The sequence below is a fragment of the Mycobacterium sp. 134 genome (assembly GCF_048282715.1).
Taxonomy (GTDB): Bacteria; Actinomycetota; Actinomycetes; order Mycobacteriales; family Mycobacteriaceae; genus Mycobacterium; species Mycobacterium septicum.
The window spans coordinates 2,191,585-2,204,346 of sequence record NZ_JBLVUN010000008.1; the positions used below are offsets into that span (position 1 = coordinate 2,191,585).

Here is a 12,762-nt window from a genome sequence, read left to right on the forward strand (position 1 = left end):
GACATCGGGCGACTTCGAGCTGAGCATGGACGAGCTGCGGGTCGTGGCTCGATACGTGACGGAGACGGCTGAAGAGGTCCTCGTCGTGTTCGAGAGCGTGCATCCCGACGACCCTCGGCCGCGGGCCGCCATCACCGCCGCCTGGCGGTTCGTCAACGGCGCCCCCCGATCCCAGGCGCAGCGGGTCGCCTCGCTGGATGCGCACCGGGCAGCGAAAGACGCCGATACCGAATCCGCGCGTCTGGCGGCACAGGCGGCCGGTGACGCCGCCTCGGCGGCCTACCTGCACCCGATCACGAAGGCCCATCAGGTCGGCCACATCCTGCGCGCCGCGGCGAGCGTGGCCCGCATCGCCGAGATCAACAGCGGCGATCCTGCGGCGGGGGACATGGTGCTGCAACGAGTTCGGCACCGGGCCACACCGGTCTTGATCGACGTGCTCTGCCGCTATCCGCCCGCACCGGCCGGTACCAACCGGGTGGCCCAGCTGATGGCGACCTTGGATGGTTCCTTGCGGGCGTCGCGCTGACCCTTCCTGGGCGAGCAGACGCGAAAGTGCCCTGATTCCACGAATACCGGGTACCTTCGCGTCTGCTCGCGGGAGGAACGAGGGGAATCAGACCAGCCAGACGGCGGTGTCGGCCGGCAGCAGGGCATCCGTCAGCTCAGCACTGCTCAGCAGCACCTCGCCCGGCGGCAACGGCACCGGCTCGTCACCGGTGTTGAGGACACACACCAGGCCACCTTCGCGCCGCAACGTGAGAACCTCGTCGGCGATGTCGAGATCGACCCGGCTGCCGGTGAATTCCGCACGGCTGGTGCGCAATTGGATGGCCTGGCGGTAGAACTCCAGCGTCGACGCCGGGTCGGCCTGCTGACGCTGCACCGTCAACGGTGCCCACTCGGCGGGCATCGGCAGCCAGGTGTCGGCGTTGGACGAGAAGCCGAACGGCGGAGCATCGCCCGACCACGGCATCGGCACCCGGCACCCGTCACGTCCGCGTTCGGTGTGGCCGGAGCGCTCCCACACCGGGTCCTGGAGCACTTCATCGGGCAGGTCCACATTGGGCAGCCCGAGTTCCTCACCGTTGTAGACGAATACGGATCCGGGCAGTGCCAGCATCACCAGCGCCATCGCCCGCGCTCGGGCCAGCCCCAGAGGGCCGCCGCCGTAGCGGGTCACTTCACGTTCGACGTCGTGGTTGGACAGCGTCCACGTGGGTGTCGCCCCCGCCAGTTCGGCTGCCGCGATGGCGTTCACGATCGCGTCATGCACCTCGACGGCGTCGAAATCGGCTTGCACCAGACGGAAATTGAAGCCAAGGTGCAGTTCGTCGGGGCGCAGGTACCTGGCGAAGCGCTCGTTGCCGTGCACCCAGACCTCGCCGACGGCCACCGCGTCCGGATAGTCGTCGAGCACCGTGCGGATGAACCGGTGGATGTCGTGCACGCTGTCGTTGTCGAACCGCGGGTCGTCGTCGCTGTTGCGTAGCAGCGCGGTGTCGGTGACCGCCATGTCGGGGAGCTCGGGTGGCTTGGCCATGCCGTGGGCGACGTCGATGCGGAACCCGTCGACCCCGCGGTCGAGCCAGAACCGCAGCGTTTTCTCCAGGTCCTCGAACACGGCGGGGTGGTCCCAGTTCAGGTCGGGCTGGGCGGGGTCGAACAGGTGCAGATACCACTGGCCCGGTGTGCCGTCGGGCTCGGTGACGCGGGTCCATGCCGGGCCGCCGAACACCGACACCCAGTTGTTTGGCGGCGCGTCACCCTGTGGGCCGCGGCCGTCACGGAAGATGTAGCGGTCACGATGGCGGTGATCGGCCAGCGCCTGGACGAACCACGGGTGCGCCGAACTGGTGTGGTTGGGCACCAGGTCCATGGTGACCCGGATGCCGCGGGCATGGGCGGCGTCGAGCAAACGGTCCAGGGCGTCGATGCCGCCGAACAGCGGGTCGACGTCGCGCGGATCGGCGACGTCATAGCCGTGGTCGGCCATCGGCGAGACCATCACCGGGTTGAGCCACAGGGCATCGACACCGAGCGCCGCCAGGTAGTCCAGCCCGGCGCACACCCCGTCGAGGTCGCCGACTCCATCGCCGTCGCTGTCGGCGAATGAGCGGGGATAGACCTGGTAGAAAACCGCGTCTGCCCACCACCGGCGCATGTCAGAACGCCGAGTTCACCATCGAGTCTGCGGCCATGTTCAGATAGTCCAGCAACGCGCGCCGGTGCGACTCGTCCAGCGTCGTCGAGTCGATCGAGGCCACCGCGGTGTGCATGCAGCGCAGCCAGGCGTCGCGCTCGAGGTACCCGATCCGGAACGGGGCGTGCCGCATCCGCAGCCGCGGGTGGCCACGCTGGTCGGAGTACGTACGCGGCCCACCCCAGTACTGCTCGAGGAACATCCGCAGCCGCTCTTCGGCACCGTCGATGTCGTCCTCGGGATACAACGGCAGCAGGATCTCGTCCTCGCGCACCAGTTGGTAGAACCGCGACACGATCGCCGCGAAAGTGTCGTGCCCACCGACTTCGTCGTAGAAAGATCGCTGCACCTGCGTCACGTCGTTCATTGTGGTCCATTGTGGCCTGACGGCACGTCGGCGCCGGTCACGGCATCGTGGTCACCTGGTGTTCATTGGACTGACCTGCGAACACACAAAGAATTTTCGTGCGTATCCGCAGGATCCATGGTGGACTGTCTCCTCGGAGGCTCCATGGCGCACAGCAAAAAAAGCCATATGCGACGGACCGGCCACATACCCGGCCCATCGGGACCCCATGTGCCAAATCGCCCTCTGCACAGCGTCGAGGCACTCCCGACGATCAACCCTGACGCCTCCCTGTGGGGGCGGCGCCGGGTGCTGCTGCTCAACTCCACCTATGAACCGCTGACCGCGCTGCCGCTGCGGCGTGCGGTGATCATGGTGATGTGTGGCAAAGCCGACGTCGTGCACGACGACCCGTCGGGACCGGTCATCCACTCGGCCACCCGCACCATCGTGGTGCCCTCGGTGATCCGGCTGCGCACCTTCGTACGGGTGCCCTACCGGGCCCGTATCCCGATGACCAGGGCCGCGCTCATGCACCGGGACCGCTTCCGGTGCGCATACTGCGGCGGGCGGGCCGACACCGTCGACCACGTGATCCCGCGCAGCCGCGGCGGCGAGCACTCCTGGGAGAACTGTGTGGCGGCGTGCGCGCCGTGCAACCACCGCAAGGCCGACCGTCTGCTGGCCGAACTGGGCTGGTCACTGCGGTGCGTGCCGATGCCGCCGAAGGGCCAGCACTGGAGGCTGTTGTCGACGATCAAGGAGCTCGACCCGGCCTGGGTGCGCTATCTGGGTGAAGGTGCGGCCTGACGCCCGACTTGCTGGGCACTCTCGGCGCGTCGTCGCTTTGCGGCTGATACGGTTTGCGCGTGAGCACAGCACTTACCCATTCCCTCCTCGGAGGGGTTCCGCTGTTGTTGTTCGTGGTCCTGGCGTTGATCTTTATGACCCGCAAGGGACCGCACCCGGCTACCTACAAGTTGTCCGAGCCGTGGACCCACGAGCCCATCCTGTGGGCTGCCGAGGAGCCGCAGGATCACGGGCACGGCGGGCATGATTCACACGGTGTGACGATCGGAGGCGGCGCAAGTGGCAAGTGGTGAACTGGCGACCGCCACGCAGGACCTCGACCTGCCCTACGGTTACGCCCTGACCTACAGCGGCCGGATCTCCGGGGTCACCGAGCCCGGTGAGCTCTCGGTGCACTACCCGTTCCCGACGATGGACCTGGTCGTGCTCGACGACGCCCTGAAGTACGGCTCGCGCGCGGCCAAGGCCCGGTTCGCCGTCTACATCGGCGACCTCGGCGCGGACACCGCCGCCTCGGCACGCGAGATCCTGGCCAAGGTGCCCACCCCCAACAACGCGGTGCTGCTCGCGGTCTCACCCGACCAGCACGCGATCGAGGTGGTCTACGGCGCCGACGTCAAGGGCCGTGGCATCGAAGAGGCCGCCCCGCTGGGCGTCTCGGCAGCTGCCGCCTCCTTCAAGGAGGGCAACCTGATCGACGGTCTGATCAGCGCCGTGCGCGTGCTGTCTGCCGGCGTTGCTCCTGCCTGATTTTTCAATACCTAGCACCGCGAGCGTGCGTGGTTGTCGACTGACAAGCACGCACGCTCGCTGCATTTCTGGGATGGCCTAGCTGTGATGTCACCTAGCCCGCCAGCTCATTGCGGATCTCCACATATCGCGTCAAGAACGCACGCTCGTCGAGCCGCTTGCGCCGCATCCAGGTGCTGACCTCGAAGTTGCACTTGCTGGCGTTGCACGATCCGCACGCCGGAACGACGTTGTCCACGGTGTAGCGCCCGCCACGCGAGATCGCCATGACGCAGTCCTTCTGGAACGGACCCGCGGTGCCGCGGCAGTAGGCGCACCCGCCCCATGCCGCTTTGATGGCCTCCCACTGTTCGTCGGTGAGGTCGTGGACCACGAGGTCCATCCGGCGCTTGCGCTTGCGGGCAGCCCGTGCCGCGCGGGTTCGACTGACCGCCACTGATCAAGCCTATGAGCCCCGCGAGCGACCGCGTCGGTACAGGAATCACGGCGTGTCGCCGTACAGACACGGTCGCTCGCGGGGCAGAGGCAATCAGCTCACATCGAAGGCGCGGGCGCGCAGGGAGCGTTCCACCCCGGCGCGGCCCTCGATCACCAGCCGGCGCAGCGCGGGCGGCACCTCGGGATCGGACAGGAACGCGTCCGCCGCGTCGAGTCCGTTCTGGCTGATGTCCCACGACGGGTACAGCCCGATCACCACGGTCTGGGCGACCTCGCTGGACCGCCGCTCCCACACCCCGGAGATCGCCGCGAAGTAGCGCGCCGTGAACGGTGCCAGGAACTCGGACTGACCGGGCTGCACGAAACCGCCGACGATCGAGCGGGTGGTGATGTTGGCGATGGTGTCGTCCTCGATGACCTGCTCCCACGCCGCGGACTTCACCACGTCCTGCGGGCGGGCGGCCGAGGCCGCGGCGGCCTGACGCTTGCCGGCCGCGGTCGGGTCGTTCTCGGCCTCGGCATCGATGAACGGCGTCTCGGGCCCGTCGGCGTCGACGTCGCCGGTCCGGGCCAGCGCGGTGACGATCCGCCAGCGCAGGTCGGTGTCGATCACCAGGCCGGTCATGTTCACTGCGGCCGGCTCGTTGTCGAGCAGGGTCGACAGCACGGCGACGTGGTTCGGCGACAGCACCGAGGTGCACAGCGCGTTCACGAACGCGAGTTGGTGGTCAGAACCCGGCGCGGACTCTCGGGCCAGATCGAGAAGTGCATCCCCGAACGACGGCCAACCGATTTCGGCGGCCCAGGCGGGATCGGCGTAGGAGCTCAACGCGGTCTGCGCCTGCATCAGCAGTCGCTGGGCGACACCGACCTCGGTCTCGGCGTGCACTCCGCTCATCACCAGGGCGACGAAGTCGCGGGCCTTCATCTCGGCCTCGCGGGTCATCTCCCAGGCTGCCGACCATGCCAGCGTGCGGGGGAGTGGATCGGCGATGTCGGCGATCCGGGACAGCACGGTCGACAGCGAGGCGGGGTCGAGCCGCAGCGAGCAGTAGGTCAGGTCGTCGTCGTTGACCAGGATCAGCTTGCCGCGTGAAATGCCCACCAGTGCGGGAACTTCCGTGACCGGGCCCTCGACGTCGAGCTCCTCGCGGTGCACGCGGACGAGCTTGCCCGAACCGTCGTCGTCGTAGATGCCGATGGCCAGCCGGTGCACCCGGGTCTCCCCGGCGCCCGGGGCCGCACCTGACTGGGAGATGGCGAACCGGGTGAACGCACCCGATCCGTCCACGTCGAAGTCGGCCCGCAGGGTGTTCAAACCCGTTGTCTTGAGCCATTGCCGGCCCCAGCCGGACAGGTCACGTCCCGAGGACTTCTCCAGTGCACCCAGCAGGTCGCCGAACGTGGCGTTCGCGAAGGCGTGGTCGCGGAAGTAGTCGCGCAGCCCGGAGAGGAACTCTTCGAGCCCGACGTAGGCCACCAGCTGCTTGAGCACCGAGGCGCCCTTGGCATAGGTGATGCCGTCGAAGTTGACTTCGACGGCGGCCAGGTCCGGGATGTCGGCGGCGACCGGGTGAGTCGAGGGCAGCTGGTCCTGCCGGTAGGCCCAGGACTTCTCCACGTTGGCGAAAGTGGTCCACGCCGTGTCGTATTCGGTGGCCTCGGCCTGGCACAGCACCGACGCGAACGTCGCGAAGGACTCGTTGAGCCACAGGTCATCCCACCACTGCATGGTGACGAGATCGCCGAACCACATGTGGGCCATCTCGTGCAGCACGGTCTCGGCGCGACGCTCGTAGGAGGCCCGGGTCACCTTGGACCGGAAGACGTAGTCCTCGAGGAACGTCACCGCGCCGGCGTTCTCCATGGCCCCGGCATTGAACTCGGGGACGAACAGCTGGTCGTACTTGCCGAACGCGTACGGCGTGCCGAAGTTCTTGTGGTAGAAGCCGAAACCCTGCTTGGTCTCGGTGAAAAGCCGGTCGGCGTCCATGAACTCGGCCAGCGAGGCCCGGCAGAAGATACCCAGCGGGATCTCGCCGTGGGAGTCGGTGTACGAGTCGCGCCACACCGCGTACGGTCCGGCGATCAACGCCGCCAGGTAGGTGCTCATCTTCGGGGTGGTGGCGAAGGTGTGCACGGTGCCCACCCCGTTGGGCTCGGTGCTCGTGGTTGCCCCGTTGGAGATCACCTGCCAGTGCGACGGCGCGGTGACCCGGACATCGAACGTGGCCTTGAGGTCGGGTTGATCGAAGCAGGCGAACATCCGCTTGGCGTCGGCCGTCTCGAACTGGGAGTAGAGGTAGACCTCGTTGTCGACGGGATCGACGAAGCGGTGCAGGCCCTCGCCGGTGTTGGAGTACAGGCAGTCGGCATCGACCACCAGGGTGTTGTGCTCGGCGAGGCCCGTAAGTGCGATGCCGGTGGATTCGTCGTAGCCGGATACGTTCAGTGCGACGCCGTTGAGCGTCGCACTGCGGACCGTGTCGGCCGCCAGGTCGATGAAGGTGTCGGCGCCGGCGAGGGCATCGAACGTCACGGTCGTCGTGGACCGGAAGGTGCGTTCGCCGGGGTTGCCGTTGCCGTCGGTGAGGTCGAGGACGACGTCGTAGTTGTCGACGGTGACCAGAGCGGCGCGCTCGACGGCCTGTTCGCGAGTGAGATTGGGAAGTGCCACGTGTCCAACCTAGTGGCTGGACGTCCGCGGGACCCGGGCTACTGGGGGAAGCCGGCGATCCCGGCGAGCCCGTTCAGCGCGCCCAGGTTGTTCAGGATCGAACCGTCGCTGATCGACGACATCATCTGCGGGCAGTACATCTGGATCGCGATGCCGGTGAAGAACGACGCCATCTGCGGGGACATGCCGCCGTCGCCGCGCATCTGCGAGGCCACCGACGCGAAGTTCTTGCCCGGCTCGACCAGCATCGGACACACGTCCTGGCCCATCTGGACGGCGGTATTGGGGTCGCCGTAGCCCACCCCGGCACTGTTCAGGGCGTTCAGGAACGACGTATCGGTCGGATCGTTCGGCGCCGGGACCGGGTCGGCTTGCGCAGGGACTGCCAACGCGAGGGCGGCGGCGACGGCACCTGCGGTCGCCAGGAAGGCACGAGCGGCCATGTGGAGCTCCTCAGCTATCACGCAGAACCCTTACATCGCTCTGCTCACTTGGGCAACAGTGGTTTACCAGGGTCACAGGAACAACACGTTTCGATAAAGGTTCGCCCACTATGCGTTTCCTGTGCTGCTGCCGTGACTCCAGCATGCATGTCGACATGCATGCCACCAAGCTTGTCGCGATTGCTCCCCGGATAGTTACTCGCTTCGGGAACATCTCGGTGCAGGTGCAGAGTTGTGCTGAATGCAGTTGTGCCCTGAACCACATCGAGAGGACGCGTAGATGGCCACCGTAGATCAGAAGGCCACAGACCAAAAAGACACGGCCGGATTCTGGTTCGACCCGCTGTGCCCGTGGTGCTGGATCACCTCACGCTGGATCCTCGAAGTCGAGAAGGTCCGCGATATCGACGTGCAGTTCCACGTAATGAGCCTGGCAGTGCTCAACGAGGGCCGCGACCTGCCCGAGAACTATCAGGAACTGATGAAGAAGGCGTGGGGCCCGGTCCGGGTCGCGATCGCCGCCGAGCAACTCAAGGGTCCGGAGATCCTGAGCCCGCTCTACACCGCGATGGGCTTCCGGATTCACAACCAGAACAACAAAGACCTCGATCAGGTCATCGCGCAGTCACTCGACGAGGTCGGTCTGCCCGCCGAACTGGCCGAGGCTGCCACCACCGACAAGTACGACGAGGAACTCCGCAAGAGCCATCACGCCGGTATGGATGCCGTGGGCGACGACGTCGGCACCCCGACCATCCACGTCAACGGTGTCGCGTTCTTCGGTCCGGTGCTCTCGAAGATCCCGCGCGGTGAAGAAGCCGGCAAGCTCTGGGATGCGTCGGTGACGTTCGCGTCGTACCCGCATTTCTGGGAGCTCAAGCGCTCCCGTACGGAGGCACCCGAGTTCGACTGACGGGTGAACCGCACCCAAAATCGCGATTCCGGTTGCGTGACACCGCGGCTCACGCCACGGTGTACGCATGACAGCGGCTGAGCCCAGTACTGACGGTTCCTACCGCGACCGGATCGCAGCTGTCGAGCCGGGCGGTAACGAGCACATCGCCGAGGCCGATCGGCACGGCAAGCCCAGCCAGTTGTTCTGGACCTGGACCTCGCCGAACCTCGAATTCGCGACGATCTTCCTGGGCGTGCTGGCGGTCTCCGTCTACGGCATGACGTTCTGGCAGGCCGTGGCAGGCCTGGGGATCGGCACCGGCCTGGGGGCGCTCGCGCACTACTTCCTGTCCAAGCGCGGGCCCCTGCACGGCGTGCCGCAGATGGTGCTGGGCCGGCTGGCGTTCGGCTTCAAGGGCAACGCCGTGCCCTCGCTGCTGATGACGGTGACCGCGGGCATCGGATGGTTCGCCACCAACAGCGTCAGCGGTGCGTTCGCGCTCTCCACCCTGTTCGGCATCGCTCCGGTGCTGGCATTGGTGCTCGTCGTCGTGGTGCAGACCGCGCTGGCGGTGTTCGGGCACAACCTGGTTCAGGCTTTCGAGCGGTGGGCCTTCCCGGTGCTCGCCGTCATCTTCGCGATCACGTCCGTGGTGATCCTGACCAAGGCGGAATTCGGTGCGCCCGCGGTTTCCGGCGGTGTCGGCGGCACGGGTGGCTTCCTGCTGACCGTGGGCACCGCGTTCGGTTATGTCGCCGGGTGGGCGCCGTACGCCGCCGACTACACGCGGTACCTGCCGCGGTCCGCGGCCGGACCGCGCACCGGGTTCTACGCCGCCGCAGGCCTGTTCGTGTCCTGCATGCTGCTCCAGACGGTGGGTGCGGCGTCGGTGACCATCGGCCCCGCGGTCTCGGACAACCCGACCACTGCCTTCACCTCTGAGTTGGCTCCGTGGCTGGCGAGCCTGACCCTGCTGGCGATCGCGATCGGGGCGGTGGCCGCCAACGCGATCAACATCTATTCGGGCGCAATGGCTTTCGTCACCATCGGGATCAAGCTCCCGCATCACATCGCCCGGGCACTGGCCACCGCGTTCTTCGGGGTGGTCGGATTCCTCATCGCGTGGTGGGCACTGGCCGACGCCGCGGCCAGCTACGAGGCGTTCCTACTGATCATCGCCTACTGGATCGGACCGTGGCTCGGGGTGGTGTTCGCCGACGAGTACCTGCGCGGCGACGCGCCCGTCGCGCACTTCCTCTACGACCGCTCCTATACGAACTGGCCCGGCCTGGCGTCGTTCCTGATCGGTCTGGTGGTGTCGGTGACGTTGTTCTGCAACCAGGCGAAGTTCGTCGGCTACATCGCCCGCGAGGTGCCGCAGTTGGGTGACATCACCTTCTTCGTCGGGTTCCTGATCGCCGGTGCCTGCTATCTCGTGTTGTGCCGGTCCAAGCTCACCGCTGAACGGGCGGTTTCGGTATGACCCCGGAACAGATGCTCGACGTCGCCGTCGAGGAGGCACGAAAAGGGTTGGCCGAAGGCGGTATTCCGATCGGCGCCGCGTTGTTCAGCTCGGACGGGACTTTGCTGGGGGCCGGCCACAACCGGCGCGTGCAGAACGACGACCCGTCGATCCATGCCGAGACCGACGCGTTCCGGGCGGCCGGGCGTCAGCGCGGCTACCGCTCCACGGTCATGGTGACGACGCTCTCTCCCTGTTGGTACTGCAGCGGCTTGGTCCGCCAGTTCAACATCGGCGCGGTGGTGATCGGCGAGAGCCGGACTTTCACCGGTGGCCATGACTGGCTGGCCGAGCACGGAGTGGCGGTTACCCTGCTCGACGATGAACGCTGCGTGGCGATGATGGAGGACTTCATCGCCGAACGGCCGGATCTGTGGGCGGAGGACATCGGCGAATGAGCGCCATAGCAACGATTGACATGTCCCGGTGGTACGCCGGCGGGGCCGAGGCCGACGCGGTCGCCGCCGAGGTCGACGCCGGACTGCAGCTCGCGGGCTTCATCGTCGTCACCGGCCACGGTGTGGACACCGACCTGGCGGCCAAGGTGCGCGCGGCCAGCCGGGAGTTCTTCGCACTCCCGGACGAGGTCAAGCGGGGCTACTCGGTGCCCGTGGGTGGGCACGGCTGGATCGGGCCGGGAGCCGAAGCCAACGGTTACGCCGAGGGCACCGAGACCCCGCCCGATCTCAAGGAGAGCTACAGCCTGGGTGCCGAGACCGCGACCGGTGACCCGGAGGTCGACCGGATCTGGTTCGCACCCAACGTGTGGCCGTCCGAGGTGCCCGTGCTGAAGGCTTTGGTCGACGAGTACACCGCCGCGATGCGGAAGGTCTCCGACGATCTGCTGGCGCTGTTCGCCCACGCCCTCGGATTGCCGGTCAATCCCTTTGTCGCCCTGGCCGATCGGCCGACCTGGACGATGAACATCAACCACTACCCGCCGGTCAGCGTGGTGGGGGAGCCGGAGCCGGGCCAGTTCCGCATCGGTCCGCACACCGACTTCGGCACGGTGACGATCCTGGACCGCGAACCGGGTGCGGGCGGACTGCAGGTCTTCTCCGAGCAGGAGGGCTGGGAGGACGCGCCGTGGGAGCCGGGATCGCTCACGGTCAACATCGGTGACCTGCTGGAGTACTGGAGTGGCCGCCGCTGGCCCTCGGGCCGGCACCGCGTGCTGCCGCCGCAGCCGCACGCCCCCGAGGAGGACCTGGTCTCGCTGATCTACTTCTATGAGGCCAACCACGACGCACTCGTCACCCCACTGGAACCGCCCGTCGGCAAGGTCGGCGGCCTGGAACCGGTGACGTCGTCGGCCTTCATCAAGGAACGCCTGGACGCCATCACCATCGGTTAGCTCGGGGCGTGCAGCGCCGTCTGAGAGAATGACCGCCATGCGCGTCTACATCGGTGCCGACCACGCCGGATTCGAGTTCAAGCAGACCATCATCGAGCACCTCAAGAAGACCGGCCACGAGCCGATCGACTGCGGTGCCTACACCTACGACGCCGATGACGACTACCCGGCGTTCTGTATCGACGCGGCGGTCAGGACAGTCGCCGATCCGGGCAGCCTGGGCATCGTGCTCGGTGGGTCGGGCAACGGTGAGCAGATCGCCGCGAACAAGGTGCCCGGTGCCCGCTGCGCCCTGGCCTGGAGCGTCGAGACCGCCAAACTGGCCCGCGAGCACAACAACGCGCAACTGATGGGTCTGGGTGGGCGCATGCACAGCGAGGAGGAGGCGCTGGCCATCGTCGACGCGTTCCTGTCGACGCCGTGGTCGGAGGCCGAGCGTCACCAGCGCCGCATCGACATTCTCGCCGCCTACGAGAAGGATCACGTGGCCCCGCCGGTTCCCGGCGCGCCTGCCTGACCCATGCCCGAAGGGCACACCCTGCACCGGCTGGCCCGGCTGCACCAGAAGCGGTTCGGCCGGGCACCGGTGGTGGTGTCCAGCCCGCAGGGCCGCTTCGCCGACGGTGCGGCCGCGGTCAACGGCCAGGTGTTCAAGCAGGCCGACGCCTGGGGCAAGCACCTGTTCCACCACTACGACGGTGGCCGGGTCGTGCACATCCACCTCGGCCTGTACGGCACGTTCACCGAGGCTCCCGTTCCGCTGGGGCTGCCGGTCGGCCAGGTGCGGATGCGGATCGTGGGTGCCGAGTACGGCACCGACCTGCGTGGCCCCACCGTGTGCGAGGTGATCGCGGAGCCCGAGATCGCCGATGTGGTGGCCCGCCTCGGTCCCGACCCGCTGCGCAAGGACGCCGATCCCGCGTCGGCCTGGGCGCGAATCAGTAAGTCGCGCAGGTCAATCGGTGCGTTGTTGATGGACCAGTCGGTGATCGCCGGAGTCGGCAACGTGTACCGCAGCGAACTGCTGTTCCGCCATCACATCAACCCGTACCGGCCGGGCACGCACGTGGCTCAGGCCGAATTCAGCGACATGTGGACCGATCTCGTCGAGCTGATGAAGGTCGGGGTACGCCGGGGCAAGATCGTCGTCGTCCGCCCCGAGCACGATCACGGTGCCCCGTCCTACGGTCCGGGCCGGCCCCGCACCTACGTGTATCGCCGGGCGGGGGAGGCCTGCCGGGTGTGCGGCGCCACGGTGCGTACCGCAGAACTGGAGGGCCGCAACCTGTTCTGGTGCCCCGACTGCCAGGTGTGAGCGCGCGGC

At 67.3% G+C, this 12,762-nt stretch carries 15 protein-coding genes; 10 read left to right on the plus strand and 5 right to left on the minus strand.

The annotated features are described in order from the left end of the window. The first annotated feature begins 25 nt into the window (after positions 1-25). A complete protein-coding gene (locus ACNQVK_RS15280) occupies positions 26-529 on the plus strand; it encodes a putative immunity protein (RefSeq protein WP_418034172.1) in 504 nt (167 codons plus the stop codon). A gap of 87 nt (positions 530-616) precedes the next feature. Here ACNQVK_RS15280 and ACNQVK_RS15285 read toward each other — a convergent pair whose 3' ends face one another. Together ACNQVK_RS15285 and ACNQVK_RS15290 are read right to left on the minus strand one after the other, a co-directional pair. Then, on the minus strand, positions 617-2,164 hold the full coding sequence (locus tag ACNQVK_RS15285; protein WP_418030181.1) for a glycoside hydrolase family 13 protein: 1,548 nt from the start codon (positions 2,162-2,164) through the stop codon (positions 617-619). A gap of 1 nt (position 2,165) precedes the next feature. Then, entirely contained in the window at positions 2,166-2,552 is a 387-nt protein-coding gene (locus ACNQVK_RS15290; RefSeq protein ID WP_418034173.1) for a globin, read from the minus strand. A gap of 162 nt (positions 2,553-2,714) precedes the next feature. Between ACNQVK_RS15290 and ACNQVK_RS15295 the strand changes: the two genes are divergently transcribed. Genes ACNQVK_RS15295 through ACNQVK_RS15305 form a run of 3 tightly spaced genes read left to right on the plus strand, consistent with a single transcriptional unit; the run spans position 2,715 to position 4,109 of the window. Then, complete coding sequence (locus ACNQVK_RS15295) at positions 2,715-3,359, plus strand: HNH endonuclease (protein WP_044522620.1); 645 nt, start codon at positions 2,715-2,717, stop codon at positions 3,357-3,359. Between the two features lie 59 nt (positions 3,360-3,418). Next, positions 3,419-3,652 (plus strand): hypothetical protein, encoded by a 234-nt coding sequence (locus tag ACNQVK_RS15300; RefSeq protein WP_044522623.1) that lies wholly within the window; start codon positions 3,419-3,421, stop codon positions 3,650-3,652. Next, positions 3,639-4,109, plus strand: a complete 471-nt coding sequence (locus ACNQVK_RS15305) for a DUF5130 domain-containing protein (protein WP_418030183.1) — start codon at positions 3,639-3,641, stop codon at positions 4,107-4,109. The genes ACNQVK_RS15300 and ACNQVK_RS15305 overlap by 14 nt, the downstream gene beginning before the upstream one ends. A 94-nt stretch (positions 4,110-4,203) precedes the next feature. Here the strand turns inward: ACNQVK_RS15305 and ACNQVK_RS15310 are convergent, their stop codons facing one another. The 3 genes from ACNQVK_RS15310 to ACNQVK_RS15320 form a co-directional block, all read right to left on the minus strand. Next, positions 4,204-4,545 (minus strand): HNH endonuclease, encoded by a 342-nt coding sequence (locus tag ACNQVK_RS15310; protein ID WP_205866954.1) that lies wholly within the window; start codon positions 4,543-4,545, stop codon positions 4,204-4,206. 93 nt (positions 4,546-4,638) lie between these two features. Next, positions 4,639-7,224, minus strand: a complete 2,586-nt coding sequence (gene pepN / locus ACNQVK_RS15315; RefSeq protein WP_418030185.1) for an aminopeptidase N — start codon at positions 7,222-7,224, stop codon at positions 4,639-4,641. 38 nt (positions 7,225-7,262) lie between these two features. Next, complete coding sequence (locus ACNQVK_RS15320; RefSeq protein ID WP_044524178.1) at positions 7,263-7,667, minus strand: DUF732 domain-containing protein; 405 nt, start codon at positions 7,665-7,667, stop codon at positions 7,263-7,265. A 280-nt stretch (positions 7,668-7,947) separates the two neighbouring features. On the opposite strand from ACNQVK_RS15320, the gene ACNQVK_RS15325 reads away from it, so the two are divergent. The 6 genes from ACNQVK_RS15325 to ACNQVK_RS15350 all read left to right on the plus strand — a co-directional run bounded on the left by ACNQVK_RS15325 (position 7,948) and on the right by ACNQVK_RS15350 (position 12,753). Beyond that, positions 7,948-8,580 (plus strand): DsbA family protein, encoded by a 633-nt coding sequence (locus tag ACNQVK_RS15325; RefSeq protein ID WP_409551438.1) that lies wholly within the window; start codon positions 7,948-7,950, stop codon positions 8,578-8,580. Positions 8,581-8,647: 67 nt separating this feature from the next. Further along, positions 8,648-10,045, plus strand: a complete 1,398-nt coding sequence (locus ACNQVK_RS15330) for a purine-cytosine permease family protein (RefSeq protein WP_418030186.1) — start codon at positions 8,648-8,650, stop codon at positions 10,043-10,045. Further along, positions 10,042-10,482: a nucleoside deaminase gene (locus ACNQVK_RS15335; protein ID WP_418030187.1), complete on the plus strand. Its 441-nt coding sequence runs from the start codon at positions 10,042-10,044 to the stop codon at positions 10,480-10,482. Before ACNQVK_RS15330 ends, ACNQVK_RS15335 begins: the two co-directional genes overlap by 4 nt. Continuing rightward, positions 10,479-11,438, plus strand: coding sequence for an isopenicillin N synthase family dioxygenase (locus ACNQVK_RS15340; protein ID WP_418030189.1), 960 nt, complete (start codon positions 10,479-10,481; stop codon positions 11,436-11,438). Before ACNQVK_RS15335 ends, ACNQVK_RS15340 begins: the two co-directional genes overlap by 4 nt. A 37-nt stretch (positions 11,439-11,475) precedes the next feature. Further along, positions 11,476-11,955 carry a ribose-5-phosphate isomerase gene (locus ACNQVK_RS15345; RefSeq protein WP_124712389.1) on the plus strand — a complete coding sequence of 160 codons (480 nt, stop codon included), beginning with the start codon at positions 11,476-11,478 and terminating at the stop codon, positions 11,953-11,955. Between the two features lie 3 nt (positions 11,956-11,958). Then, on the plus strand, positions 11,959-12,753 hold the full coding sequence (locus tag ACNQVK_RS15350) for an Fpg/Nei family DNA glycosylase (protein ID WP_418030190.1): 795 nt from the start codon (positions 11,959-11,961) through the stop codon (positions 12,751-12,753). The last annotated feature ends 9 nt before the right edge of the window (positions 12,754-12,762 follow it).